Annotated in this window: 26 protein-coding genes; 21 read left to right on the plus strand and 5 right to left on the minus strand. The window is 64.2% G+C overall.

The genetic code is table 11. The features are described 5' to 3' along the window. Nucleotides 1–249: 249 nt before the first annotated feature. The 4 genes from coxB to HA399_RS04815 are packed head-to-tail and all read left to right on the plus strand — an operon-like array spanning nucleotide 250 to nucleotide 4,589. Nucleotides 250–1,425 carry a cytochrome c oxidase subunit II gene (coxB, locus tag HA399_RS04800; protein ID WP_404326242.1) on the plus strand — a complete coding sequence of 392 codons (1,176 nt, stop codon included), beginning with the start codon at nucleotides 250–252 and terminating at the stop codon, nucleotides 1,423–1,425. 30 nt (nucleotides 1,426–1,455) lie between these two features. Continuing rightward, nucleotides 1,456–3,108 carry a cytochrome c oxidase subunit I gene (gene ctaD, locus HA399_RS04805; RefSeq protein WP_404326244.1) on the plus strand — a complete coding sequence of 551 codons (1,653 nt, stop codon included), beginning with the start codon at nucleotides 1,456–1,458 and terminating at the stop codon, nucleotides 3,106–3,108. Nucleotides 3,109–3,135: 27 nt separating this feature from the next. Further along, nucleotides 3,136–3,732 carry a cytochrome c oxidase assembly protein gene (locus tag HA399_RS04810; protein ID WP_192838461.1) on the plus strand — a complete coding sequence of 199 codons (597 nt, stop codon included), beginning with the start codon at nucleotides 3,136–3,138 and terminating at the stop codon, nucleotides 3,730–3,732. Next, entirely contained in the window at nucleotides 3,729–4,589 is an 861-nt protein-coding gene (locus tag HA399_RS04815; protein ID WP_286987297.1) for a cytochrome c oxidase subunit 3, read from the plus strand. Before HA399_RS04810 ends, HA399_RS04815 begins: the two co-directional genes overlap by 4 nt. A gap of 17 nt (nucleotides 4,590–4,606) precedes the next feature. Here HA399_RS04815 and HA399_RS04820 read toward each other — a convergent pair whose 3' ends face one another. Further along, a complete protein-coding gene (locus tag HA399_RS04820; protein WP_043337068.1) occupies nucleotides 4,607–4,798 on the minus strand; it encodes a DUF2909 domain-containing protein in 192 nt (63 codons plus the stop codon). 91 nt (nucleotides 4,799–4,889) lie between these two features. Between HA399_RS04820 and HA399_RS04825 the strand changes: the two genes are divergently transcribed. The 3 genes from HA399_RS04825 to HA399_RS04835 all read left to right on the plus strand — a co-directional run bounded on the left by HA399_RS04825 (nucleotide 4,890) and on the right by HA399_RS04835 (nucleotide 7,807). Next, nucleotides 4,890–5,621: an SURF1 family protein gene (locus HA399_RS04825; protein ID WP_404326246.1), complete on the plus strand. Its 732-nt coding sequence runs from the start codon at nucleotides 4,890–4,892 to the stop codon at nucleotides 5,619–5,621. Between the two features lie 75 nt (nucleotides 5,622–5,696). After that, nucleotides 5,697–6,338 (plus strand): hypothetical protein, encoded by a 642-nt coding sequence (locus HA399_RS04830; protein WP_404326247.1) that lies wholly within the window; start codon nucleotides 5,697–5,699, stop codon nucleotides 6,336–6,338. 362 nt (nucleotides 6,339–6,700) lie between these two features. Next, complete coding sequence (locus tag HA399_RS04835; RefSeq protein ID WP_404326904.1) at nucleotides 6,701–7,807, plus strand: heme A synthase; 1,107 nt, start codon at nucleotides 6,701–6,703, stop codon at nucleotides 7,805–7,807. A gap of 111 nt (nucleotides 7,808–7,918) precedes the next feature. Here HA399_RS04835 and HA399_RS04840 read toward each other — a convergent pair whose 3' ends face one another. Continuing rightward, nucleotides 7,919–8,314, minus strand: coding sequence for a glutathione S-transferase N-terminal domain-containing protein (locus HA399_RS04840; protein ID WP_043337063.1), 396 nt, complete (start codon nucleotides 8,312–8,314; stop codon nucleotides 7,919–7,921). A 75-nt stretch (nucleotides 8,315–8,389) separates the two neighbouring features. Then, nucleotides 8,390–9,457 carry a LysR family transcriptional regulator gene (locus HA399_RS04845; RefSeq protein ID WP_404326249.1) on the minus strand — a complete coding sequence of 356 codons (1,068 nt, stop codon included), beginning with the start codon at nucleotides 9,455–9,457 and terminating at the stop codon, nucleotides 8,390–8,392. Nucleotides 9,458–9,588: 131 nt separating this feature from the next. Here HA399_RS04845 and HA399_RS04850 point away from each other — a divergent pair, with 131 nt between their 5' ends. The 6 genes from HA399_RS04850 (at nucleotide 9,589) to HA399_RS04875 (ending at nucleotide 14,970) form a co-directional block, all read left to right on the plus strand. Beyond that, nucleotides 9,589–10,794, plus strand: a complete 1,206-nt coding sequence (locus HA399_RS04850; RefSeq protein WP_225347735.1) for a multidrug effflux MFS transporter — start codon at nucleotides 9,589–9,591, stop codon at nucleotides 10,792–10,794. A gap of 198 nt (nucleotides 10,795–10,992) precedes the next feature. Next, the gene (gene yegS, locus HA399_RS04855; protein WP_404326251.1) at nucleotides 10,993–11,901 is read left to right on the plus strand and encodes a lipid kinase YegS; all 909 of its coding nucleotides are present in this window, start codon (nucleotides 10,993–10,995) and stop codon (nucleotides 11,899–11,901) included. A 163-nt stretch (nucleotides 11,902–12,064) separates the two neighbouring features. Then, a complete protein-coding gene (locus tag HA399_RS04860) occupies nucleotides 12,065–12,541 on the plus strand; it encodes an NfeD family protein (protein ID WP_404326253.1) in 477 nt (158 codons plus the stop codon). Nucleotides 12,542–12,643: 102 nt separating this feature from the next. After that, nucleotides 12,644–13,669, plus strand: coding sequence for an SPFH domain-containing protein (locus tag HA399_RS04865; protein WP_043337056.1), 1,026 nt, complete (start codon nucleotides 12,644–12,646; stop codon nucleotides 13,667–13,669). A gap of 73 nt (nucleotides 13,670–13,742) precedes the next feature. Further along, on the plus strand, nucleotides 13,743–14,201 hold the full coding sequence (locus HA399_RS04870; protein ID WP_373456560.1) for a nucleoside deaminase: 459 nt from the start codon (nucleotides 13,743–13,745) through the stop codon (nucleotides 14,199–14,201). Nucleotides 14,202–14,421: 220 nt separating this feature from the next. Further along, nucleotides 14,422–14,970 carry a hypothetical protein gene (locus HA399_RS04875; RefSeq protein ID WP_052384908.1) on the plus strand — a complete coding sequence of 183 codons (549 nt, stop codon included), beginning with the start codon at nucleotides 14,422–14,424 and terminating at the stop codon, nucleotides 14,968–14,970. A 259-nt stretch (nucleotides 14,971–15,229) separates the two neighbouring features. Here HA399_RS04875 and HA399_RS04880 read toward each other — a convergent pair whose 3' ends face one another. Next, nucleotides 15,230–15,433, minus strand: a complete 204-nt coding sequence (locus HA399_RS04880; RefSeq protein WP_043335501.1) for a cold-shock protein — start codon at nucleotides 15,431–15,433, stop codon at nucleotides 15,230–15,232. Nucleotides 15,434–15,680: 247 nt separating this feature from the next. Here HA399_RS04880 and HA399_RS04885 point away from each other — a divergent pair, with 247 nt between their 5' ends. From HA399_RS04885 to HA399_RS04920, 8 genes are all read left to right on the plus strand, one after another. Next, nucleotides 15,681–16,520, plus strand: coding sequence for an isopenicillin N synthase family oxygenase (locus HA399_RS04885; RefSeq protein WP_043335503.1), 840 nt, complete (start codon nucleotides 15,681–15,683; stop codon nucleotides 16,518–16,520). A gap of 218 nt (nucleotides 16,521–16,738) precedes the next feature. Further along, nucleotides 16,739–17,164 carry a TM2 domain-containing protein gene (locus tag HA399_RS04890; RefSeq protein WP_043335505.1) on the plus strand — a complete coding sequence of 142 codons (426 nt, stop codon included), beginning with the start codon at nucleotides 16,739–16,741 and terminating at the stop codon, nucleotides 17,162–17,164. 127 nt (nucleotides 17,165–17,291) lie between these two features. Next, nucleotides 17,292–17,717 (plus strand): hypothetical protein, encoded by a 426-nt coding sequence (locus tag HA399_RS04895; RefSeq protein ID WP_404326256.1) that lies wholly within the window; start codon nucleotides 17,292–17,294, stop codon nucleotides 17,715–17,717. Further along, nucleotides 17,717–18,430: a ZIP family metal transporter gene (locus HA399_RS04900; protein ID WP_404326258.1), complete on the plus strand. Its 714-nt coding sequence runs from the start codon at nucleotides 17,717–17,719 to the stop codon at nucleotides 18,428–18,430. Before HA399_RS04895 ends, HA399_RS04900 begins: the two co-directional genes overlap by 1 nt. A gap of 87 nt (nucleotides 18,431–18,517) precedes the next feature. Further along, the gene (locus HA399_RS04905) at nucleotides 18,518–19,102 is read left to right on the plus strand and encodes an exopolysaccharide biosynthesis protein (protein ID WP_404326259.1); all 585 of its coding nucleotides are present in this window, start codon (nucleotides 18,518–18,520) and stop codon (nucleotides 19,100–19,102) included. Between the two features lie 300 nt (nucleotides 19,103–19,402). Further along, a complete protein-coding gene (locus HA399_RS04910; protein ID WP_043335514.1) occupies nucleotides 19,403–20,047 on the plus strand; it encodes a LysE family translocator in 645 nt (214 codons plus the stop codon). A 67-nt stretch (nucleotides 20,048–20,114) separates the two neighbouring features. Next, on the plus strand, nucleotides 20,115–20,651 hold the full coding sequence (locus HA399_RS04915) for a hypothetical protein (RefSeq protein ID WP_043335517.1): 537 nt from the start codon (nucleotides 20,115–20,117) through the stop codon (nucleotides 20,649–20,651). A gap of 113 nt (nucleotides 20,652–20,764) precedes the next feature. Beyond that, nucleotides 20,765–21,847, plus strand: a complete 1,083-nt coding sequence (locus HA399_RS04920; RefSeq protein WP_404326260.1) for a hypothetical protein — start codon at nucleotides 20,765–20,767, stop codon at nucleotides 21,845–21,847. A gap of 126 nt (nucleotides 21,848–21,973) precedes the next feature. Here HA399_RS04920 and HA399_RS04925 read toward each other — a convergent pair whose 3' ends face one another. After that, a complete protein-coding gene (locus HA399_RS04925; RefSeq protein ID WP_279876633.1) occupies nucleotides 21,974–23,956 on the minus strand; it encodes a transglycosylase SLT domain-containing protein in 1,983 nt (660 codons plus the stop codon). Nucleotides 23,957–24,035: the final 79 nt, after the last annotated feature.

Consider the following 24,035-nt stretch of genomic DNA (forward strand, 5'->3'; position numbering starts at 1 on the left):
ACTCAATCGCCGCCTTCATGCGTGGACTGAACGCAGAAGCGCGCCACCGCCTTGTGCTCAGGCGGCATCACGCGCGGGGTAGCCGTTTTTGCCTCGCTCTGCCTTGCGACCAAGGAGTATCAGTGGGTTGATCCACGCGACCTTGTGTTCCGCCAAGCTCTTCTATACTCGAAGCAAGTCGGAGCACGGGGAGCCGCTCAGCGCCGTCATCTGGGTGAGGCTCTCGATAACAATGACAAGGAGGCGCCGATGTCATGGATCGCGGAATGCCTTTCCCGTGTCACCAGGCCAATGCGTCTGCGCTTGCGACGCGCAGTGACGACTCTGTCACTGACGACCCTGTCACTGACAGTCCTTTCCCCTTCGGTGCTGGCAGTCGAATACAACATGCCGGTCGGGGTCACCGCGGTCAGTCGCGAGATCCACTCGCTGCACATGATCATCTTCTGGATCTGTGTGGTCATCGGCATCGTGGTATTCGGTGTGATGGGCTACGCGATGATCAAGCACCGCAAGTCACGCGGTGCGGTATCGGCAAGCTTTCATGAAAACACCCGTATCGAGATTCTGTGGACCGCCATCCCGCTGTTGATTCTGGTGGTGATGGCGGTGCCTGCCACCGCCACGCTCAAGGACATGTACGACGCCTCCGAGTCGGCGCTGGACGTGAAGATCACCGGCCATCAGTGGCGCTGGCAGTACGAGTATCTGGGCGAGGATGTCGCCTTCACCTCAAGCCTCGCGACCCCGCGCGAGCAGATCAACAACACCGCCGCCAAGGGCGAGCATTACCTGCTGGAAGTCGACAACCCGCTGGTGTTGCCCATCAATCGCAAGGTGCGCTTCCTGACCACCTCCGCCGACGTCATCCACTCCTGGTGGGTGCCGGACTTCGGCGTCAAGAAGGACGCCATTCCCGGCTTCATCAATGAGGCCTGGACGCGTATCGAGACCCCCGGCACCTATCGTGGCCAGTGCACCGAGCTGTGTGGCAAGGACCACGGCTTCATGCCGGTGGTGGTCGAGGCGTTGCCGGAGGCCGAGTTCGATGAGTGGCTGATCGCGCGCAAGGCCGAAGCCGAGGCCGCGCTCAACGATGCCGGTCGTGACTGGAGTCTCGAGGAGCTGATGGAGAAGGGCGAGAAGACCTACGCCACCATCTGTGCCTCCTGTCATCAGCCGGATGGCCAGGGCATGCCGCCGGCGTTCCCCTCGCTGGTGGGCAGCGCCATCGTCACCCAGGACATGCAGGCGCACATCGATATCGTGGTCAACGGCAAGGCGGGCACGCCCATGGCGGCCTTCGCCGATGTGCTGAGCCCGGTCGAGCTGGCGGCTGTCATCACCTATGAGCGCAACGCCTGGGGCAACGATACCGGCGAGCTGGTGCAGCCAGCCGTCATCAAGGAACAGCTGTCTCAATAGCGTGCAAGCGACGCATTCAGGAGGCGTGTCATGGCCAGTGAACAGCCACGCAAGGCGGTACTTCAGGCCAGCGAGAGCGAGGGTGCCACCGCAGGCGGCGCTCATGTGGGCGAGGGCCACGGCAGCGCGCCGCGCGGCATGCTGCGCTGGCTGCTGACCACCAATCACAAGGATATCGGCACCCTCTATCTGATCTTCTCGCTGAGCATGCTGTTCATCGGCGGCATCATGGCGCTGGTGATCCGCACCGAGCTGTTCCAGCCCGGCCTGCAGATGGTGCAGCCGGAGTTCTTCAACCAGATGACCACCATGCACGGGCTGGTCATGGTGTTCGGCGCCATCATGCCGGCCTTCACCGGGCTGGCCAACTGGATGATTCCGCTGCAGATCGGCGCGCCCGACATGGCGCTGCCGCGCCTCAACAACTTCAGCTTCTGGCTGTTGCCGGTCGCCTTCCTGTTGCTGCTTTCCACCCTGCTGATGGAGGGCGGTGGCCCCAACTTCGGCTGGACCTTCTACGCGCCGCTGTCCACCACCTATGCGCCGCCCTCGACCAGCTTCTTCATCTTCTCGCTGCACATCGCCGGCATCAGCTCGATTCTCGGCGCCATCAACATCATCGCCACCATCCTCAATCTGCGTGCCCCGGGCATGCGCCTGATGGACATGCCGCTGTTCGTCTGGACCTGGCTGATCACCGCCTTCCTGCTGATCGCGGTGATGCCGGTGCTGGCGGGCGCCATCACGATGATGCTGTTCGACATCAACTTCGGCACCAGCTACTTCAATGCCGCCGGTGGCGGCGACCCGGTGCTGTTCCAGCATCTGTTCTGGTTCTTCGGGCATCCCGAGGTCTACATCATGATCCTGCCGGCCTTCGGCATCGTGTCCGCCATCGTGCCGACCTTCTCGCGCAAGCGACTGTTCGGTTATGCCTCGATGGTCTATGCCACCGGCTCCATCGCGATCATGTCCTTCCTGGTCTGGGCACATCACATGTTCGCCGTCGGCCTGCCATTGGTGGCGGAACTGTTCTTCATGTACACGACGATGCTGATCGCGGTGCCGACCGGCGTGAAGGTCTTCAACTGGATCGCCACCATGTTCCGCGGCTCCATCAGCTTCGAGCCCCCGATGCTGTTTGCGATCGCCTTCATCGTCCAGTTCACCATCGGCGGCTTCTCGGGCCTGATGCTGGCCATCGCCCCGGCGGATTTCCAGTACCACGACACCTACTTCGTGGTGGCGCATTTCCACTATGTGCTGGTGCCCGGCGCGCTGTTCGCGATTCTCGCCGGAGCCTACTACTGGCTGCCCAAGTGGACCGGCTTCTATCCCCACGAGGGGCTCTCGAAGTGGCATTTCTGGCTGTCGGTCATCGGCGTCAACCTGACCTTCTTCCCGATGCACTTCTCGGGGCTGGCCGGCATGCCGCGCCGCATCCCGGATTACGCGCTGCAATTCGCCGACTTCAACATGCTGTCCAGCATCGGCGCCTTCCTGTTCGGTATCTCGCAGCTGCTGTTCCTGGTCGTGATCGTCAAGTGCGCGCGCGGCGGTGTCAGAGCGCCGGCGTGTGCCTGGGAGGGCGCGGTGGACCTGGAGTGGAGCGTGCCGAGCCCGGCGCCGCTGCATACCTTCGAGATTCCTCCGCAGACCCGCGATGGCCAGATCATCCGCTGAGCGATGGACAGCGGCCAGGAGAGTGACATGCCCTCACGCGATCACGCAGCACAACAGCAACAGGCAGTGGCACGCACCGTGCGGCGCACGCTGCTGGCGCTGGTCGCGATGCTGGGCTTCGCCTTCGCGCTGGTGCCGCTCTATGACGTCTTCTGCAATCTCACCGGCCTGAATGGCAAGGCCGCCAGTCAGGCCAGGGCCGCGGTGGCCATGGAGATCGACGAGAGCCGCTGGGTCTCGGTGCGCTTCATCACCCAGCAGGGGCAGGGCCTGCCGTGGACACTCGAGGCGCTGGATGAACAGTTCCGCATCCATCCCGGTGGCCAGTACAGCGCGCGTTTCGTGTTCACCAATCACGCCGATTACCCGGTGCGTGGCCGCGCGGTCCCCAGTGTCAGTCCTGCCGAGGGCTCACTGCATCTGCGCAAGATCATGTGCTTCTGCTTCCAGGAGCAGACGCTGGCAGCAGGCGAGCGGCGCGAGCTGCCGCTGGTCTTTCAGGTCGACCCTGACCTTCCGGAGGGCATTCGTGATCTGACCCTGGCGTACACGCTCTATCCGGTCACGACGCCGTCATCCGCGGGGGACGATGGTGCAGAGCATTCTGCAGGAGGTGAAACATGAGCAGTGGCAGCTATTACGTCCCGGCCCACAGTGCCTGGCCCATCTTCGGCGTGCTGGCGGTGGGCGGCATGATGATCGGGACCGGAATCTGGATGGTGCACGGCAGCGCCGCCTGGTTGTCAGGCATCGGTCTGCTGGCCGTGGTGCTGGTGATGGCAGGCTGGTTTCGGGATGTGGTGCGCGAGTCGATGGGCGGCCTCTACGATGACCAGATGGACCGCTCGTTCCGCTGGGGCATGGCCTGGTTCATCTTCTCGGAATTGATGTTCTTCGCGGCCTTCTTCGGGGCGCTGTTCTATCTGCGAACCTTCGCGCTGCCCTGGCTCGATGGTGAGGGCGCCAAGGGAGTGACAGCGCTGCTGTGGCCTGACTTCACCGCCAGCTGGCCCCTGATGACGCCGCCGGATGCCAGCATCGCCGGACCCAGAGAGCTGCTGTCGCCCTGGCAGCTGCCGCTGGCCAATACGCTGTTGCTGGTCAGTTCCAGCGTCACCCTGACGGTGGCGCATGAAGCGCTGAAGATGGAGTTTCGGCGCACGGCGCGCAACTGGCTGGCGGGCACCGTGGTGCTGGGGCTGTGCTTTCTGTCCCTGCAGGGCATCGAATACTACGAGGCCTGGCACCACCTGGGGCTGACGCTGCAGGCGGGAGTCTATGGCGGCACCTTCTTCCTGCTGACCGGTTTTCATGGTCTGCACGTCACCATCGGCACCCTGATTCTGATCGTGATGCTGGTGCGCGTGATACGCGGCCACTTCTCGAGTGAACGTCACTTCGCCTTCGAAGCGGCTGCCTGGTACTGGCACTTCGTCGATGCGGTGTGGATCGGTCTGTTCCTGTTCGTCTATGTGTTCTGACAGCACGCGGCGTGATGTCAGTCCAGCATTCCGGTGGAGAAGCCAATGACCAGCAGAATCACCAGACACACTGCCAGGCCAACCCGCCATTTGAGAGAGGTCAGCAGGCGTCGACTGCGGCTGCCATCGCGCAGCAGAAAACCGGCGCCGGCGACCAGGCTTGCCAGCATGCCGATAAAGACCAGTGCGATCAGCGATTTGAGCAGCATGTCACCTCCCGGGGCGCAGACAGTGGCGGGTGAGCACAGCGCGGCACTCGCTTGTGACAGTCGAGCTCATTCGGCTGACAAGCGCAAGTCAGTGCCAGCGGCGCAGGCGTCTTCAACGGCGGCGACGCAGGAGCACCAGGTCGGACGCGGCTGGTGGCTGTTCTGGGGATGCCTGATCGTGCTCGGCCTGTGTCTGTGCAGCTGGCAGGTGATGCGTGGCCAGGCGCGTGCCCAGCATCTGGAGGATACCGCCAGCGCGCCGGAGCTGGTGATGCCGACGGCACCGCCCGCCAGTGCCAGCCTGATCGAGCTGCGCGGCGAGTGGCTCGCGGAGCACAGCCTGCTGCTGGACAACCGCACGCTGGACAAGCGCCATGGCGTGGCGGTGCTCACGCCCTTTCGAACGCTGGATGGCCGCTGGTGGCTGGTGGAGCGCGGCTTCGTGGCATCGCCGGCCCCGCGCAGCGACCCGGAGTTCACGACCCCGACAGGCTCTGGGGTGATCAGTGGTCGCTGGCAGTGGTTGAACGGCCAGGGCACCAGCGGTGGACCACTGTTCGGCCCCAATCGCGAGGGGCAGCGCCTGCAGCAGGTCGATCTGAGCGCCTGGCAGGCGCTGGGCACACCGGCCTTTGCGGGTGTCCTGCACCAGACGAGCGGGGAGGGGCGATTCCTGCCCTGGTGGCAGCCGAGCAACATGACGCCGGAGCGCCATTACGCCTATGCGCTGCAGTGGCTGGGGCTCAGCCTGGGAGCGGCGGTGGTCATGATTCTGGGTGCGCGCCGTCAACGTCAGTCCGCGCTACGTCAGCGCCAGGCCTAGCGCCCGGTGCTTGTGTCTTGAGTCTGTTGTCCGCACGCCCGGACATGCAGGGAAGCCGTCGTCAGGAGGAGAGCGATGACACACGTGATGCGACAGCGTCTGAAACTCGTGGCCTTGCTGGGGCTGTTGTCCGCCCCGCTGCCCTTGGCGTGGGCCATGCTGAGCGCACAGGTAGGGATTCCCGAGGGGCGGGTGGCAAATGGTGCCCTGTTGCCAAAGGTCAAGCCGCTCACGGACTGGTCGCTCGACTACCTCGTGACAGAGAACGCCACTGACAACGTCACCGAAAACGCCACAGGAAACGCGACTGGCGGCGCTGTTGGCGCGAAGGAGGCCCCCGGCATGCCGCCGCTGGCCGCGCGAGGCGCGGATGAGCAGCGTTTCTGGCTCAGCTGGCCGGAGCCGAACCAGCCGCAGCTGGCCGCGGCGCAGGCCGAGCGCTGGTGGCGCCTGCATCGCGCACTTGGCAAGGAGGCGCCACGCCTGGGCCGGCTGGTGGTGGCTGAAAAGGCCTTTGTGCACCCCCGGGTGCCGGGCGAACAACGGGCGCTCGGGCGCTGGCCAGCGCCCAACGACACCACTTCCGCGCCGCACCAGTTACGCCTGATCGACCCTCACGGGCAGGTCGTGGTCGCCTACGGGCCCGAGATCACGCCGCAGGCCGTGATGAAGGATGTGCGCCGGCTGCTCAAGCGTAATCCGGTCGCGCCTCGCTAGGCCGGGCCTCGATAGGTCGCGCCTCGTTAGGCCGGACCTCGATAGGTCGCGCCTCGCCAGGCCGGGAGTGATCTTCTTTCGCTTCACCAGGGAGATATGCCATGTCTCGCCTCGCCATACAGAAGCGCTATCCACCGCGGGCCTGCGCCGTCTCGCGGGCTCGCCAACGAGGGGCGGCGTTGCTGCCTCGCCCGCCATTTCTGCGTCACGCCACCACTGATGAAGCTGCCGCCGCGCAGGCCTTCTCGATGGCGACGCCTGAGCAGTCGTCTGATCTGGTGCATGGCTCTGCCGCCCGGCAGGCGGCGAGCCGACGGGTGACGTCACGCCTGTGGCGCAGCAGTCAGCGACTGGTCGCCAGCATGCTGGGACTGGTCATTCTGGTGATCGGGCTGGGAGCCTGGACGCGGCTGGTGGACGCCGGTCTGGGGTGCCCCGACTGGCCGGGCTGTTATGGCGCTCTGGTCGTGCCGGATGCCCAGACCGCGAGTCTGCATAGCCCGCACCATCCGCTTGAAGGCTACAAGGCGTGGGCGGAGATGATCCATCGCTATGCGGCGAGTCTGCTCGGGCTTGCGGCAATCGCTTTGCTCGCGCTGGGCTGGCGGATACGCCGTCGGGAGGCTCATCAGTCGCAGGCCTTCGAGGGTGGCAGCGGCGAGGCAAAGGTGACTGATCACTGGGGCGCGGAGGCGCGCACGCGTTTTCCCCTGGCCGGCTGCTGGCTGTTGTTGGGCATGCTGTTGGTCCAGGGCGCGTTCGGGGCCTTTACCGTGACGCTGAAGCTGTGGCCGCAGGTGGTGACGCTGCATCTGCTGGGCGGCCTGAGCGTATTGAGCCTGCTGCTGTTGCTGTGGCTATCACTCAGACGGCGGGCGGCGCACCTCAAGGTGACAGATGAGCAACACAAGGCGGGCGCTGATGAAGCGCACATCCGGCGTCAGCCCTGGCTGGCCACTCTGGCCGCGGTTCTGCTGCTGGGGCAGCTGGCCCTGGGGGGCTGGACCTCGAGCAATTATGCCGGGCTTGCCTGTGAGGGTTTCCCGGCCTGCAATGGGGCCGCATGGCCGGCGATGGACTGGGGGGAGGGCTTCCACCTGACCCAGGATGTCGGCCCCAGCTACCTGCACGGGCAGCTGCATGGTGAGGCGCGCACGGCCATCCACATGGCGCACCGTGGCGGGGCCGTGCTGCTGGGGGCGGTGCTGTTGGCGCTGTATTGGCGCCAGCGCCGCCACTTGCCGGCGCGGACGGCGGCGCCTGACAACCCCTGGCGCTGGGCGCTGGGGTGTTGGCTGGTGCAGGCAGGCTTGGGGATCGCCAATGTGCTGTGGTGGTTGCCGCTGGATCTGGCGCTGGCGCATACCCTGGGGGCCGTCGCGCTGACGTTGGCGATGGTGTGGGCGATGGATCAGATGCGCCAGGCGGCTCGTCTCAAGCGGGCATCCGCCTCGCAGGCGCTGGCCTGATGAGAGGCAGAAGAGAGACACCCAAGCGCGCGTGATCGCGCTCACCAGACCGCAAGAGGCCGCTCATGAGAGCGGCCTCTTGCGGTCTGCGTCGTATCAGCCGGTATCCTGTCAGGCCGCGCTACCGAAGCGCTCCTGCAGGTAGGCATTGATGGTGTCGGATTCGTACATCCACTCTTCGCGACCATCGTCATGGGTGATCAGCAGGCACGGCACCTTGACGCGACCGCCACCCTGTTCGAGGGCCTGGCGGTGAGTGGCGTTGTGCTGGGTGTCGCGCTGCTCGACGTTCAGATTCAGCTGATGCATGCGCTTGCGCACCTTGATGCAGAACGGGCAGGTCGAGAACTGATACAGCGCCAGCTTGGCCGTCTCGGCGTCCACCTCGGCCTGCTGGGCGGGGCTGCGCTCGAGCGCGCTGCCGCGGGTCAGCTTCTCGCTGAGCAGCATGAAGGGAGCCAGCACCAGACGCAGGGTGCGGAAGAACAGGCGGATGATGGAGCGCATGGCAGAACCTCATGGGACGTGCGGGTATCGGCGCCAGTGCCGCAGGGCGGGTGGCGAATTCACAATGGGGCCATTCTAGAGCTCAGCGGCCTCGGCGTCTTCCCCATGCGCGTTGCGGATATGCGTCAACAGGGACTGTCGCAACCAGCGGTGCCCGGGGTCCTGCTCGTGGCTGGCATGCCAGATCAAGCGGTAGCTGAGCGCGGGCAGGCGCATCGGTAGCTCAAGGATCGCCAGTCCATGCAGCTCGCTGCTGGCCTGGGCAAAGCTTCTGGGGGCGCAGAACACCAGCTCGCTGTGCGCGACGATGCTCAGGGCATCGCGGAAATCCGGCACCAGTACGCTGATGCGGCGTGGTGCGCCGTGCTGCTCCAACCGCTCATCCAGCGACCAGCGTGAGCGCCCCTCGCAGGTGGCCTGGACATGACTCAAGGCCGCGAATTCGCTCAGCGTCATCGGTGTCTGGCGCCGCGTGAGCGGATGATCACGCCGTACCAGAATCACATGGTCGTCGCGCCACAGCAGGCGCGACTGGAAACCAGCGGGGAGGGCAGGCGGCTCGCCCGGGGTCTCGGCACTGTGATCGTGTCCGGCAAGCCCGATATCCAGCTGGCCCTTTTCCATCAGGCTCAGGCAATCGGCTTGCCAGCGGCTGATCTCGAGGCTGCCATGCGGCAGCGCATCGGTCAGTGCGCGCGTGCAGGACGGCATCAGGGTCGCCCAGGCGCTTTCCAGCACCGCCAGCTGAAAGCGCCGCTGGCTGGTGGCGGGGGTGAAGGTGGCAGGGGCGCTCAGGTTCTCGAGACGCGAGAGCAGCTCGGCCAGTTCACCACGCAATGACAGGGCCCGCGCCGTGGGACGCAGACCATGGCGTTCGCGAATGAAAAGGGCGTCATCAAACATCACGCGCAGGCGTGCCAGACTCTTGCTGACGGCAGACTGCGAGAGGTGCAGACGACCCGCCGCGCGCGTCACGCTGCATTCTTCCAGCAGCACCTGCAGCACCTGCAGCAGATTGAGATCGATGCGCGTGTTGAAGGGCGTGGTCGCTGGCGCTGAGCCCGAAGACGCAGGCAGTGAAGACGCGGCTGGAGACTGGGCGGCAACCGGCCTTGCGGGTGTCTGCGGGGCTGTCGCGCTCATGAGTTTCTCCAGTGGAATATCAGGCCTGAAATAATATCATTTTGCTTCATAAGTCGCAGGCGCTAGGCTCTGCGGATTCTTGATGGCCCCTCTGTCGGGCCGCCCTTGGCTTCTGACTCTCGAGATTATCCATGTCCGTGTCTTCCTCTGCTGCCGCAAGGCCCATGCCCAACGCACGACTATTGCTGTTGCTGCTGGTCGGCTGCGTGATGTTCTCGCCGCTGGCGATCGATATCTATCTGCCCTCACTGCCGGCGATGGCGCGCGAATTCGCCCAGCCCACCGATGTGATGCAGATGACGGTGACGCTGTTTCTGGGCGCTGTGGGTGTCGGGCAGATTCTGGTCGGCCCGTTGACCGACCTCTACGGACGGCGTCCGGCGCTGTTGGGTGGCGCGACGGTCTATCTCGTCGGCGCGATGGTCGCCGTGCTGGCACAGGACATCAGCATGCTGTATCTCGGGCGTATCCTGCAGGGGCTGGGAGCGTGCGCCACGGTGACGGTGGCCTTCGCGGCCGTGCGTGACTGCTACACGCCGGAGCAGGGTGCCAGGATGTACAGCTATCTGAATGGTGCGCTGTGCATCATTCCGGCGCTGGCACCGGTGCTGGGCGGCCTGCTGGCGGTGCAGTTCGGCTGGCGCTCCAACTTCCTGTTCATGGCCGCCTTCGCGCTGTGCGTAGGCCTGATGGCGTGGAAGAGCTTTGGCGAGACGCGTCCTGCCACGACGGTCGTGGAGCGTCCGCTGTACAACTGGGCGCGCTACCGCCCCGTACTGACCAGCTGGCGCTTCCTGTATCAAGCGCTGGTCGCGATGGCCGCGATGAGCGCCATCCTGCTGTATGTGTCGTCGTCCTCCGAGCTGCTGGTCGAGCGCCTCGGTCACTCCGAGCTGGTCTTCAGTGCCCTGTTCGGCGGCAATGCCGTGATCAATATCATCACCTTCTTCTTCGCACCGCGCGTGATCACGCGCCTTGGCCGTCAGCCCACCGTGCGCCTGGGGCTGGCGATCATCCTGCTCTCCGGCCTGATGCAGGGCGCCGCCTTCGCCTGGCTGCCACTGTCGGCCGCTGCCTTCATGGTGCCGGTGGCAGTGCTGTCGGTCGGCTTCTCGCTGGCGCTCGGCGCGGCATCAAGCCTGGCGCTGGAGGCCTTCGCTGAGCGTGCCGGCACTGCGGCGGCGCTGCTCGGCAGCATCCAGCTCGGCGGTTCGGCAGTGGTGGCAACGGCGTTGCTCAATACGCCGCTCGCCCCCCAGCAGGGCCTGCTGCTCATCAGCGTGGTGATGGTGCTGCCGTTGCTGCTGTTGGGCGCGCGACGTCAGCCGGGCGTCTAGTCGGTATGACTGGCCGGTGAGACTGCGCGGTGCGACTGCGCGGTGCGACTGCGCGGTGCGACTGCGCGGTGCGACTGGCTGGGCATGGAGAATTCTCTGGCTGGCGCCAGCGGCGGGCCGCGGGGCAGAGATGGTTCATTGAAGGCCCCCGACCAGAGTATGCTTGACGCTCGATCCGCATGTCGCCAAGGAGGCACCATGGAATCAGCGGCGCGTGTGCGCGTGATACTCAACGGGGACAAGGCTCAGCAGCCGGAGCTGCGTGAGGCCATCTTCGCTCAGCGTGAGCGTATGGCAGGGCTTGAAGTGCGGTTGACCTTCGAGGGTGATGATGTCGCGAGGCTGGTGAGCGAGGCGGTCGATGAAGGCGTCACGCGGCTGGTCGTTGGCGGCGGTGACGGCACCCTCAATCTTATCGCCAATGCATTGATGCAGCATCCACTCGCGAAGCGTCCGGAAGTCGCTATCCTGCCGTTGGGCACCGCCAATGACCTGGCGACCTCGCTCGGCATCCCCGAGCCGGTGACGGAATCGCTGGCGCTGGCCTGCGAAGGGGCGGCGCGAGCCGTGGATGTGGTGCAGCTGGATGATGCCTACTTCCTCAACATGGCCTCGGCAGGTTTCGGCGCCGAGGTGACGCGCTCGACGCCCGGTGGCCTCAAGAAGCTGTTTGGTGGTGGGGCCTATTCGCTGATGGGCGTGCTCAAGGCGTGGGACTTCCGCCCCTATCGTGGCAGCGTGACCCTCAACGGGGTGGAGGAGGAGCTGGCGTTGTTCGTGCTGGCGATCGGCAATGGTCGTCAGGCGGGCGGCGGTCAGGAGCTGGCACCTCGGGCGCTGCTCGATGATGGCTGCTTCGATGTGCTGGTGATCCGCGACTTCCCCATCGCGCGGGTGGGTGAGGTGATCGAGGAGCTGGAGTCGCTTCCCGACAACGGCCATTTCGTGCGTTATGTGCGCACTGACTCGTTGCACTATCGTGGTGAGTCGCTGCCGGTGAATCTCGATGGCGAGAGCTACCTGATCGAGAACAGTGAATTCCAGCTGATTCCCGGCGCTCTGCGTCTGGTCGCCCCGCAGGACGCCGCCCTGCTGACACACTCATGAGCCCGCAGATGGGCCATTGAGCGCTGGCTGAGCCATGAGAGCTGGCTGGTACACGAGCGCAGTCTGAGGTTTACTCAGGCTGCGCTCGTTGCGTTGGTGGCAGCGTATTCTTCCAATCTCTCGGCCGCGCAGGGCGGGAGTCAGGACTTCAGGGAGTGATTGCATGGTCGGTTTGGCGGCGTGGCATATCTGGGTCATCCTCGCGTTGATTCTGGCGGGGCTTGAGTTGCTGGGTGCGCAGTTCGTGCTGCTGGCGCTGGGCGTCAGTGCCCTCGGGGGCGCTCTGGCGGCAGGGCTGGGGGCGGGGCTCAACCTCCAGTTGATCAGCGTCGCGATCACGGCCCTGGTGTTGGTGCCGCTGTTCGTGCGCAAGATCCATCCCTATCTGTTGCCCAGGACGCCCTACGGTACCCTGGGCAGCGGCGCGGAGACCGGGCAGCTGGCCAAGGTGATCATCGGCAACGGCGGCAAACCTGCCGTGCGCGTGTCAGGCAATGAGTATCCGCTACGCTGGGAGGGGGAGACGCCGCCGGCAGCAGGGGACACGGTCAGGATCGTCAGCGTCGAAGGCATCACCGTCTGTGTCGAGCCTGTCTCGAAGGAGACTGTCTCGAAAGGAAGTGACACAAAGACGCCATGAGATCGCGGCTCGACGGCGCGGTCGTGGTGGCAGCGGGTCAAGCGTGATCGGATATCTCACAAGGGCTTGCGGATACGGCCCAGTTCAAGGGAGTTGAGCAATATGATTATCAGTCCGGGACTCATCATCATTCTTTTCATACTGGCGCTGGTGGTAATCCTGCTGGCCAAGGGATTGATGATCGTCCAGCAGTCAGAAGCCGTCGTCATCGAACGCCTCGGCAGCTACAGCCGCACACTGGAATCCGGCGTGAACCTGGTGATTCCGTTCATCGACAAGCCGCGCTCGATCACCATTCGCCGTTATCGTGAGGTCAAGGGCGACAATCTGCCCTTGGTGGTGGAGGAGACGCGCATCGATCGCCGCGAGACGGTGATGGACTTCCCCGGCCAGAGCGTGGTGACGACGGACAACGTCACCGTGACCGTCAATGGCGCGCTCTACTTCCAGATCGTCGATCCCAAGCGCGCCGTCTATGAAGTCGAGAACTTCACCCAGGCCGTCGAAGTCCTGGCCAAGACCAGCCTGCGCTCCGAGATCGGTCGCATGGAGCTCGACAAGCTCTTCGAGAGCCGCAAGGAGGTCAACGACGCCTTGCAGATCACCATGGATGAAGTCGGAGACAAGTGGGGCGTCAAGGTGACGCGCGTCGAGATCCAGGACATCAGCATGCCCGAGGAAGTCGAGGACGCCATGCGGCTGCAGATGGCGGCCGAGCGCAAGCGTCGCGCCACGGTGACCGAGGCCAATGGCCAGCGCGAAGCTGCCATCGCGACCGCCGAGGGCGAGAAGCAGTCTTCGGTACTGCGCGCCGAGGGTGACAAGCAGGCCGCGATTCTGCGCGCCGAAGGTGAGCGTCAGGCCATCTATCAGCTGCGCGATGCCATCGGTGCGGAAGACCCGCAGCTGGTGGTCGGCTACATGCTGGGCCAGAAATATCTGCAGGTGCTGCCGGACATGGCGCGCGAAGGTGATCGCGTCTTCATTCCCTACGAGGCCTCTGCCTTGCTGGGTGCCATGGGCAGTTTCCGCGAGCTTGCCACTGAAGTCGGCGAGCCCACCAATGCCAGCAATGAAGGGCTGAGACGCGCCCGTCAGATGATGACTGGCGAAGCGGGCCTGGGCTGAGTGTATTGTGCCGAGCAGTGAGTGGCAGTAGGCTGCCGCTCCACTGAATATTCACCGCATCTGGAGCAAGACGATGACAGCAATGACTACCGATCATGAGCGCTTCCTGCAGGCCGCCATTGAAGAGGCGGAAAAGGGCTATGCGGCTGGCGGCGTGCCGATCGGCTCGGTACTCGTCCATGATGGCAAGATCATCGGTCGTGGCCACAATCAGCGCCAGCAGAAGGGCAGCACGGTGTTGCATGGTGAAATGGATGCACTGGAAAACGCCGGTCGCCTGCCGGCCAGCGTCTATCGTGAATCCGTGCTCTACACCACGCTGTCACCGTGCCCGATGTGCAGTGGTGCCATCCAGCTCTACGGTATCCCGCATGTCGTGGTCGGTGAGAACCACACCTTCATGGGCGCGGAAGACCACCTGCGTGGCCTGGGCGTCAAGGTCGATGTGGTCGACAACGCGCGCTGCCGCGAGCTGATGGCGACCTTCATTCGCGAGCAGCCGGACGTCTGGAACGAAGATATCGGTGAGTGATCGCGGCGCGGTTGTTAGTGGTGGCTGATGGAAAATGGTGTTCGTTAACACTATTCTGCTGTGAAAAGGGCGGAATGCTTGAAAAGCTGTCGGTCTGGCACCATGTCTTGGGTATCAGGCGCCAAGCCACGCTTTCGCTTGCATGACTACACGACCTTTGTTGCAATGCCACTTGCAGGAAACAGGGGCTGGCAACTCCCCACCTATCATGGAGAAGACGATGAAACTCAAGCAATGGATGATTCCCGCACTGGCCGCTGGCCTGTCTCTGGCCATCGCTGGTTGCGATAATGGCGATACTGACAAAGCTGCCCAGAACGCCGAGACCTCTGCCGAGCAGAGCGCCGAGCAGGCTGAACAGAGCGCCGATCAAGCGACTGACGCCGCTGCCGAGAAGATGGACCAGGCAGCTGACGAAGCGGCCGCAGAGATGGATGACGCTGCTGACAAGGCCGACAACATGGCTGACGACGCTGCCGAATCTGCCGATGCCATGGGCGATGAAGCTGCCGCCGAGAGCGAAAGTGCCCTCGACGCGACCAAGAACGCTGCTTCCGAGACCTATGAGTCCGCCAAGGAAGGTGTCAACGATGCTGCTGACGCCACTGCCGATGCTGCCAAGAACGCCTATGACTCCACCAAGGAGCAGGCTGCCGAGCTGACCGACTCCGCTGAGCAGTCTGGCGACAACGCTGCTGCCGAAGCGAACGAGAAGATCAACGCTGCGCAGCAGGATGCCAACGAGTCCATCGACGAAGCGCAGCAGTAATCACTGGCCAGCGAATGCTGGCGTGATGCCTGTCGCAAGCCATGTCACTGGCTGAGTACGAGTGACATGGCCGCCGATACAAGAACGCCGCGCCCCTTTGGGTCGCGGCGTTCTTGTTGCTGGTGATTCTTCGTGAAGCGTGAGTCAGGCCAAGGCCTGGCCACAAAAAAGCCCGCCGGAAGGCGGGCTTTTCCATAACTGTCTTGCTGCCATCATCAGAGCGCCGGTGAAGGCGGCCTGACCAGGCTGATCGAGAAGATCAGACCGGCTTGATGTTTGCGGCCTGAAGGCCTTTCTTGCCCTGGGTGACGTCGAAGGAAACCTTCTGACCGTCTTGCAGGGACTTGAAGCCTTCTGCCTGAATTTCAGAGAAGTGCGCGAACAGGTCGTCGCCGCCGTCGTCCGGAGAAATGAAGCCGAAACCTTTGGTGTCGTTAAACCACTTGACTGTGCCAGTTGCCATGATTCTTTCCTTGCTTACGAGATGATGTTGGTGGTCTGCCCATCAGACCAGAGTGCGTTGGTGCGGCTAGGGGGAATTCCACCAGAGAGACGCGTTGCGTCCAGCGACGACATCCTTTCCTGCTTGACCTACGCATGCAGCCTAGGCTGCACGTGCTCACTTCCATTCGAACAGAAAGTTGTCGTATTGGCGACTCCTTCCGGCTCAAGTAGGATGCTCACACAGAGCCAACATAGATGGAAATGCCATGAAGGTCCAGAACGTAGATTACCGCTCGGCCGATGCGGCCGAAAAATTTGTCGAATCCCTGCGCACGACGGGCTTCGGTGTCATCCGCAATCACCCGATCTCTCATGAATTGGTCGAGAAGATCTACGCCGAATGGGCCGAATTCTTCTCCAGCGCCGACAAGCTTGACTGGCGCTTCGACCCCAAGACCCAGGATGGACTCTTCCCGGCAGATGTCTCCGAGACCGCCAAGGGCCATACGGCGCGTGATCTCAAGGAGTATTACCACATCTACCCGTGGGGCAAGATTCCGGACAGTCTGCGCGAGAATGCCATGGAGTATTACCGCCAGGCCGAAGCCTTCGCGGCAGAGCTTCTGAGCTGGGTCGAGGCCCATTCACCTGCCGAAGTGGCCGAGCTCTACCGTGAACCGCTCTCCAACATGATCAAGGACAGCGGTCAGACGCTGCTGCGCGTGCTTCACTACCCGCCGATGACCGGCAGTGAAGAGCCGGGCGCCGTCCGTGCCGCGGCGCATGAAGACATCAATCTGCTGACCGTGCTGCCGGCAGCCAACGAGCCGGGCCTGCAGGTGATGGACGTCAATGGCGAATGGATGGACGTGCCCTGTGATCCGGGTCAGCTGGTCATCAATGTCGGCGACATGCTTCAGGAGACCAGCGGTGGCTACTTCCCGTCGACCACGCACCGCGTGATCAACCCGACCGGCGAGGGCTCCAGCCAGTCACGTCTGTCGTTGCCGCTGTTCCTGCATCCGCGTCCCGAAGTGGTACTGTCTGACAAGCACACGGCGGACTCCTACCTCAAGGAGCGTCTGCGCGAGCTGGGTGTCATCTAGCGCCGGCTGCGGCCTGGCTTTCGTTCCCGGCCTGGCTTTCGCTCCCGGGAGCGATGAAGAGACACCTGTTGATCCGACGCCATCCGCGCCAGTGCGCGGGTGGCGTTGTCGTTTCCGGGCGTGGCCTCTGGCGGCAGAAGGCTTGATTCATCGGCGCCAAGACCGCATTGACTGTATTCGCAATCATGATCTGCCGCATCGCGGCTAAGGCTTCACTGATGACCACATCGCCTGTTGTACAGGACACGCATTCCAAGACCATGGGCTATCTGCTGTGGATCTTCGGTTTCCTCGGCGCGCACCGTTTCTACTATGGCAAGCCGGTCACCGGCACCATCTGGCTGTTCACCTTCGGGTTGCTGGGCATCGGCTGGTTGATCGACCTGTTCCTGATTCCGGCGATGGACCGCGAGGCGGACTTCCGTTTTCGCGAAGGCCCGATCAATTACTCGCTGAGCTGGATTCTGCTCACCTTCCTGGGAGTGTTCGGCATCCATCGCATGTACATGGGCAAGTGGCTGACCGGCTTGCTCTACCTGTGCACCGGTGGGCTGTTCTTCATCGGCGTGCTGTATGACTTCTGGACACTCAATGACCAGATATCGCTGCGTCATGCCGAGCAGGCGCCGGCCACCCAGCGCTAGAGATCACGCCTGCGTTGCATCCAGCGGGACGGAAGTGACGTAGCAGGAAAGGCAGTGTCGAGTTTTCGCATGTTCTAATGTGCTGGGGCTCGGATGTTTTCATCAACATGACGACAAGGAAGTGAACATGATCTGGTTGAAAGCCTTCATCGCCGCCTTTCTGGCGACTCTGATCTTCCATCAGGGCCTCTTCGGGCTCTTCTATCTGGCCGATATCCTGCCCAATGCACCCTACAACATGACGCCTACCGGGCCGCTGGGCGTCCCGTCAGTGCTCTCGCTGGCCTTCTGGGGCGGGCTGTGGGGGCTGCCGCTGTGGGCATTGGTGCGCCGCAGGACGGGCGTCAGCCATTGGCTGATCAGCCTCGTCTTCGGTGCAGTCGGCCCGACGGCCGTGGCCATGCTGGTCGTCTTTCCGCTCAAGGGGATCGAGGTCGCGCCACTGATGGTGGTCGGTGGCCTGATCCTGAATGGCGCCTGGGGCGTCGGCACCAGCCTGTTGATGCGTGTGCTGGGCGCGCGACCGAGTCCTGCAGCCCCGACGACAGCATGATGGCATCGATTCCGTGGACCATGGTGGCGCTCGCCTGGGCTGCCGGGTTGTGCATGCCGCTGGGTGGCGTGATCGCCCAGCTGGAGCGCAGTCACGAGAGTCACGTCAAGCGCAGCTGGCTGGCGGGGATCACCGCGCTCGGCGGCGGCATTCTGTTGGCCGCCGTGTCATTGGTGCTGGTGCCGCATGCCATGCAGGCGCTGTCCATCACGGCGCTGTTGGGGCTGTTCCTGTTGGGCGCGCTGACCTTCATGCAACTGGACCGCTGGCTGGCGCGCGGTGGCGGTGCCAAGGGCCAGTTGCTGGCGATGCTGATGGATTTCATCCCCGAGGCGATCGCACTGGGCGCACTGGCCTCTGCCTCTCCCGCCGCGGCGATGCTGCTGGCACTGTTCATCGCGGTGCAGAACCTGCCGGAAGGCTTCAATGCCTACCGTGAGCTGGAAGGGGTCGGGCTGACGGCGCGTCAGGGGCTCGGGGCCTTCGTGCTGCTGTCACTGCTGGGCCCGCTGGCGGCATTGGCCGGCCATCTGTGGCTTGCGGATGCGCCGGGCGTGCTGGGCGGTCTGATGGCCTTCGCCGCCGGCGGCATTCTCTACCTCGTCTTCCAGGACATTGCGCCCCAGTCGCGGGTGGCGCATCACTGGTCACCGCCATTGGGCGCCTCGCTGGGGTTCATGATCGGCATGCTGGGCGATCGCCTGGTCGGCTGACGATTCACCGTGGCGGGGCGGCACCAGCTGCCTCGCCACGGCTCGAGACCTTCACACCCTCCGTCATCTTCCCGATAGGGAGCTCGCATGAGCAAGCACGCCAATGAAGGCAACCTCACGGGGTTGCTGGAAGAGCTGGACCGCGAGATCGAAGGGGATATCTCGCTGGGCGACATTCTGGAGCACTTCAACTCCCGGGGCTTCGGCCCCTTGCTGGTATTGCCTGCCTTGCTGGTACTGCTGCCGACCGGGGCGATCCCCGGCGTACCGACGACCTGCGCGCTGTTCATCGTGCTGATCGCGGGTCAACTGTTGCTGGGGCGCAGGATGCCGTGGTTGCCACGCCGGCTGGCGCGCTTCAGTTTCGAGCATCAACGCCTGACCCATGGCGTCGAGCGGGCAAGGCCCTGGACACGACGCCTCGATCGTCTGCTCAAGCCACGCCTGAGCTTCATGACGCGCGGCGTTGCCTATCGCGGTATCGCGGCGCTGACCATCCTGCTGGCCACGGCCATGGTGCCGCTGGAGCTGGTGCCCTTCGCCGCGGCCTTGCCGGCAGCGACCTTGCTGCTGCTGGGACTGGGCCTGATCGGGGAGGATGGCCTGGTCATCCTGCTGGCCTTGCTGGTGCTGCTGCTGGATGTCGCCACGGGGTTCTGGTTGGTAGGTTGAAGGCTGCGTTGGTCGCTCAACAGCGACGCAGCGTATTTTAGGAGTCGAGGCTCGTATCCTTGATGACGCGATTTGGCTTCTGCATGCCATCAGCTGCGGGTTCATGAGAGCGGCTGCGCCGTTGTGTAGCAACGCAGTAAGACAAAAGACTGAAGTGCACCATTCAGAGGCAAACCAGGCTGTCATCTTGATGGGGATGGCTTTGCAGGCTGGCCGTGCTCGCCTAGACTGGTCGCCTGTTCAGTGCCATGGGGGCACGAATTCGGCTACTGAAGCGGGTCTGTCGCAAGGACGTTCGTCATGTTTGATTTCATCCAGTTCGATGCTGCCTTCTGGTCCTTCGTGGTGGCCATCACCTTGCTGACGGTCACACCCGGGGTCGACACCCTGCTGGTGATTCGCAATACCTCGCGCGGCGGCCTGCGAGACGGCGTGCTGACCAGTCTCGCGATCTGTGCCGGTCTCTTCGTGCACGCGCTGGTGTCGTCGGCGGGCATCTCGCTGATCCTGTTGCAGTCGGCATGGGCGTTCTCGGCCCTCAAGCTGGTCGGGGCGGGCTATCTGATCTGGCTGGGCATCAAGAGTCTCAAGAGTGCGCGGCGCGCACGCGGGCTGAATGTCGACGTCAGCGTGACACGGCAGCAGGTATCGTGCTGGCTGCCGCTGCGTGAGGGCTTCCTGTCCAATGTGCTCAATCCCAAGACGGTGGTGTTCTACATGGCCTTTCTGCCGCAGTTCATCGCGCCGACCGACCCGGCCGTGCTCAAGTCATTGTGGCTGGCGGGTGTCCACTTCGTGATCGCCAATCTCTGGCAGATCAGCGTGGCGCTGATGGTCGGTGGCGCAGGACGCTGGCTGGCAAGGCCGCGAGTCGCCTGCTGGATGGAAGGCATCACCGGGTCCGTCATGGTGCTGCTGGGGGCACGGCTGGCGCTAGGCCGCTAGGGATGAGCGGCCACTGCCAACATCGCAACGGAGCGCATGGGATGACGGTTCGTATCCTTGATGACACATGGATCCTGTGACATTGACTCTGGCGGCCTTTCTCAAGGTCGTCACGCACCTGGAAGCTCGGGATATCAGTGATGTCTACGATTCCCGCGTACAGCAGGTACGGGTGCTTTACTACGGTTACACCATCGACTTCCGCCACCAGCTGTGGCGCATCGATGATGAGTCGGTCTGTGCACATCTGGAAAAGACCGGTACCGCCGTCGAGCAGCGCGAGTGCTCGCGCATGGCCAGCCGACTGTTCGTCGAGACCTGCCATGCCTTGCAGCGCCGGGGGCGGGCGGCGCATATCGACACCCGCACCATGTATTGCAAGGCCGCAGCGACTTTCAAGCCTCGGCGCGACCCCTATGCGGGCATGACGCCTGCAGAGCGCAAGGCGCGCAAGGCGCTGGAAGCGGCGCATCGAGAAGCCGAGCAGGCCTGCAACCGCTACGTGCTGGATGCCCTGTCCTCGAATTCTCTGGAGATCCTGCGCCTGCGGCAACGCTACTGCGACAAGAGCAATCGATTGGCAGCACGGCTCGAACAACAATGATGCCCGGGCCGGTGCTGACGCCTGCCCGAGCCAACGACAGCAGCGGCACAGTGCTGCATTCATGACATGAAGACCGGCCCATCAAGGCTGGCATTGGCAGGGAACGCAATCGGATGAGTCTTTCACATACCCTTCGTCGCCGTCTGGGCGGGTTGAGTGCCGTGGTGCTGGTGGTCGCCGGGATAGCGGCCTGGCTGTACGCTGTCGATGAGGGGCGCTGGGTCGGGCGCGTGACCACGCGCCCCGAAACGCTGAATCTCGAGTCGGTGGAGCAGGGCAATCTGCCGGTCAATCAGTTCGTCTCGCTGCGCAATCACTGGGCGGTCTATCGCGAGCACACCGAGACCTTCCGCCTCGATGCCAATGCAGACGGGGGGCGCCGCATCGAGACGCTCTATTATCCGGTCATCTCTGACATGAACCCCTATCTGCTGGAATTGGCCGGCCTGTCACGCGCCTTCGGGGGCATCGATGGCATCCCCTCGGAAGAATGGCCGCGCATCGAGCGCATGGGCGTGCTGGTGCGAACCGACTCCGTGCAGAGCCTGGAAAACGTGCCGCCGCTGATCGAGTTCCCCGATGGCCTGTTCGGCACCGTATTGCACGCCGAGACGGACCTGCCGGGCGATGAGCGCTCCCTTCTGGCCGAGCGCTGGCCCGACATCGATCTGTCGCGTGTGATCATCATCAATGCTGGCCACCGCCCCGGCAATGTCTGGGCGATGATCGTCTATGGCGTGCTGGGCACGCTCTGCTGGGCACTGGCGGTCTGGCTGATGGTGCGACTGATGCGTACACCGCGCGTCACGCGCTCCCAGCCCTTGGCCTATTCCGGCCGAGCGGCCTCGGAGCCGGTGGTGTCGCAGGCATACCCAGGCGGCGAGGCTGAAGGCGAGGGGGCGTCTCAGCCCTATGCGCCTCGCTCCAATGCGGCATCTCAGCCCTATGCGGAATCTCAGGCCCATGACGACGCACCACAGCCCCAGGGCGCTCCCGGCAAGCGCCAGGGCTGGCGTGGCAAGGGCAAGAGAAGCGATGAAGGGCGACCTCTGAGCTATGCCGAGGCGCTGGGGCGTTACACCCCTCAGCAGAAGCCGCCGTTCGGCAATGGTGTGGCCGCCTCGCGACCGGGAGAAGCCAAGGGCGAGAGCCAGTCCGGGTCCTCGCCCGCCATTCGTCCACGTCGCGATGACTGACTGAACAAATGGCTGAAAGAATGGCGGAAGGGCGCAATGAGCTCTGATGCCATGGGCCCTGATACCATGGAAACGAAAACGCCAGCCCCATGGGGCTGGCGTTTTCGTTGCTGGATGCTGCTCGGCTCAGCGGCGATCCACTAGCGCGGTGGTGTAGCGCTGGCTGACTTCGCGGTCGCTGACCACCTTGACACCTTCGCTGGTGCCCTTGGCCAGGCTTTCGAAGATCACGCGGTAGGCCAGCACGGCCTTGACGTATTCGCGGGTCTCCTTGAAGGGGATACGCTCGACGAAGCGGTCGTATTCGCCCGGGGTGTCGGCGAGCCAACGATCGACGCGCCCCGGCCCGGCGTTGTAGGCCGCGGCGGCAGCCAGGCGGTTGCCGGAGTAGCGGTCCAGCATCTCGCGGATGTAGGTGCTGCCAAGGCGGATATTGGTGACCGGATCACCCAGCGCCGCGTTGCTGGGCGTGGGCAGCCCCAGGCCGCGACTGACCTGAGCGGCGGTGCCCGGCATCAGCTGCATCAGGCCGCGTGCGCCCACCGGCGAGGTGGCGGTGGGGTTGAAGGCGCTCTCGCGACGCGCGAGTGCCATCAGCATCCACGGGTCGACGCCGGCATCGGCACCGAAGCGCTGGAAGTCCTGCTGCCAGGCCGGCGGGAAGCGCCAGGAAAGGCCATCCCACAGCTGGCCGCGGATGGTGGCGAAGACGGTCAGGTCATACCATTTCTGCTGCAGTGCATAGGCTGCGAGACGGCGAGCATCGGCGTCATCCGCCTGGGTGACGGCGTTGAACCATTCGGAGCGAGCCAGACCGATCTCGTCGATGTTCATCAGCGCCCTGACACGCTTGACGGCCGGCGTCTCGGCGACCTCGGCCAGCTCCGCGTCGGAGAAGTCCTGGTCATCGCGATTGAGCGAATACGCCTGCCCGATACGGTCGGCGGCCAGGAAGCCGTAGAAGTTGCGCTCGGTCGCGGCACGCGTCCAGGCGGCGCGTGCTTCCTGCGGGCGGCCCAGGCTGTCATCGGCACGCCCCAGCCAATACTGGTAGCGGGCTTCGTTGCGGAAGCGGTCCGGCATCTTCAACACCCATTCACGCACCTGCGGCCAGTCGCCATCGCGCACCGCGTTGCGCATGCGCAGATCGAACAGCTCCTCGTCATCGAGGATGGTCAGGCGCTGATCGACCCAGCCGCGGTTGTTGGGGATGTCGCGCACCAATGAATACCAGGCCAGGTCGCGTTCGACGGTGTGGCGCTGTTCATCACTCATCGGCATGTGCGGATTCACCTTGCGCCAGGCTTCCAGCGCGGCCTCGGTGTCGGCACGCACGAAGCCATGCATGGCGGCGACGCTCAAGGCGGCGAAGGCATGGCCGCCGTGGCCGAGGTTGGTCGGCAGGCGCGTGATGGCGGCAAAGTTGCCCTCCAGCTGTTCGCGTGCCGCGATGGCCCGCTGCCAGCTGCTGGGCAGCTGGCGCTCGAGATAGCTGACCATGCCACCCTGGCCGGCAGCCCAGGCGAGCATGGCGCGTTCCCAGATGGCTTGATCATCGATCACGCCGCGCTCGCGCAACGCCGAGAACAGCGGGTCACAGGCCGAGTCCTGCGAGCCGGAGACATGCCAGAGCTTCAGGCCGCCTTGCGATGCGCTCGCGACATCATTGCTCAGCTGCGCCGTGTAGTAATAGCACTGGCGCTGCGCGCCGGCCGGCACGCCATCGCTGACTTCCAGCAGGGCATCATGACGGCCGGTACGCCCGTAGGCGGAGATCGCCTGGCCTCGCATCCACTCGGCCAACGGCGAGTCCGCATGACGCTCGATGAAGGACAGCACTTCCGCGGCGGTGGCGTACGGCAGGCGGGCCTTGAGCTGGTGGTACTCGATGTAGCCCTCCAGCACGTGGCCATTGACGGCGACCTGCTGAATCTCGTCAAAACGCTTGGCGCGCGCATCATCGAAGGCGGCGCGGAAGCTCTGGTCACTGGGAGTGGCGGCCTGCAGGGGCAGGCTCAGTCCCAGCAGCAGGCCTAGGCCGGTGAGGTGCCGCAGCGCCGCGAAGCGACGGCTGCCACGGGGTCGGAGTGTTTGCTTGCCTGGTGTCACCTGGGACTCCTGCGACTGTCGGTAAAGGGGGCGTGGACTGGCTGCGACCTTGTGGTGGCGGTTCAGTGCCCCGATGTTG

Origin of the sequence: Cobetia sp. UIB-001, assembly GCF_044789135.1 — a bacterium.
GTDB lineage: Bacteria > Pseudomonadota > Gammaproteobacteria > Pseudomonadales > Halomonadaceae > Cobetia > Cobetia amphilecti.

Bases quoted from the DNA above. Each gene is read 5' to 3' on its own strand.
- HA399_RS04865 (WP_043337056.1), top strand. From the start codon at position 12,644: ATGATTATCAGTCCGGGACTCATCATCATTCTTTTCATACTGGCGCTG.
- HA399_RS04920 (WP_404326260.1), top strand. From the start codon at position 20,765: ATGAGTCTTTCACATACCCTTCGTCGCCGTCTGGGCGGGTTGAGTGCC.
- ctaD (WP_404326244.1), top strand. From the start codon at position 1,456: ATGGCCAGTGAACAGCCACGCAAGGCGGTACTTCAGGCCAGCGAGAGC.
- HA399_RS04910 (WP_043335514.1), top strand. From the start codon at position 19,403: ATGTTTGATTTCATCCAGTTCGATGCTGCCTTCTGGTCCTTCGTGGTG.
- HA399_RS04875 (WP_052384908.1), top strand. From the start codon at position 14,422: ATGAAACTCAAGCAATGGATGATTCCCGCACTGGCCGCTGGCCTGTCT.
- HA399_RS04895 (WP_404326256.1), top strand. From the start codon at position 17,292: ATGATCTGGTTGAAAGCCTTCATCGCCGCCTTTCTGGCGACTCTGATC.
- HA399_RS04860 (WP_404326253.1), top strand. From the start codon at position 12,065: ATGGTCGGTTTGGCGGCGTGGCATATCTGGGTCATCCTCGCGTTGATT.
- HA399_RS04820 (WP_043337068.1), bottom strand. From the start codon at position 4,798: ATGCTGCTCAAATCGCTGATCGCACTGGTCTTTATCGGCATGCTGGCA.
- HA399_RS04835 (WP_404326904.1), top strand. From the start codon at position 6,701: ATGCTGGGACTGGTCATTCTGGTGATCGGGCTGGGAGCCTGGACGCGG.
- HA399_RS04905 (WP_404326259.1), top strand. From the start codon at position 18,518: ATGAGCAAGCACGCCAATGAAGGCAACCTCACGGGGTTGCTGGAAGAG.
- HA399_RS04870 (WP_373456560.1), top strand. From the start codon at position 13,743: ATGACAGCAATGACTACCGATCATGAGCGCTTCCTGCAGGCCGCCATT.
- HA399_RS04810 (WP_192838461.1), top strand. From the start codon at position 3,136: ATGCCCTCACGCGATCACGCAGCACAACAGCAACAGGCAGTGGCACGC.
- coxB (WP_404326242.1), top strand. From the start codon at position 250: ATGTCATGGATCGCGGAATGCCTTTCCCGTGTCACCAGGCCAATGCGT.
- HA399_RS04815 (WP_286987297.1), top strand. From the start codon at position 3,729: ATGAGCAGTGGCAGCTATTACGTCCCGGCCCACAGTGCCTGGCCCATC.
- HA399_RS04915 (WP_043335517.1), top strand. From the start codon at position 20,115: ATGGATCCTGTGACATTGACTCTGGCGGCCTTTCTCAAGGTCGTCACG.
- HA399_RS04880 (WP_043335501.1), bottom strand. From the start codon at position 15,433: ATGGCAACTGGCACAGTCAAGTGGTTTAACGACACCAAAGGTTTCGGC.
- HA399_RS04850 (WP_225347735.1), top strand. From the start codon at position 9,589: ATGTCCGTGTCTTCCTCTGCTGCCGCAAGGCCCATGCCCAACGCACGA.
- yegS (WP_404326251.1), top strand. From the start codon at position 10,993: ATGGAATCAGCGGCGCGTGTGCGCGTGATACTCAACGGGGACAAGGCT.
- HA399_RS04840 (WP_043337063.1), bottom strand. From the start codon at position 8,314: ATGCGCTCCATCATCCGCCTGTTCTTCCGCACCCTGCGTCTGGTGCTG.
- HA399_RS04830 (WP_404326247.1), top strand. From the start codon at position 5,697: ATGACACACGTGATGCGACAGCGTCTGAAACTCGTGGCCTTGCTGGGG.
- HA399_RS04890 (WP_043335505.1), top strand. From the start codon at position 16,739: ATGACCACATCGCCTGTTGTACAGGACACGCATTCCAAGACCATGGGC.
- HA399_RS04900 (WP_404326258.1), top strand. From the start codon at position 17,717: ATGGCATCGATTCCGTGGACCATGGTGGCGCTCGCCTGGGCTGCCGGG.
- HA399_RS04845 (WP_404326249.1), bottom strand. From the start codon at position 9,457: ATGAGCGCGACAGCCCCGCAGACACCCGCAAGGCCGGTTGCCGCCCAG.
- HA399_RS04885 (WP_043335503.1), top strand. From the start codon at position 15,681: ATGAAGGTCCAGAACGTAGATTACCGCTCGGCCGATGCGGCCGAAAAA.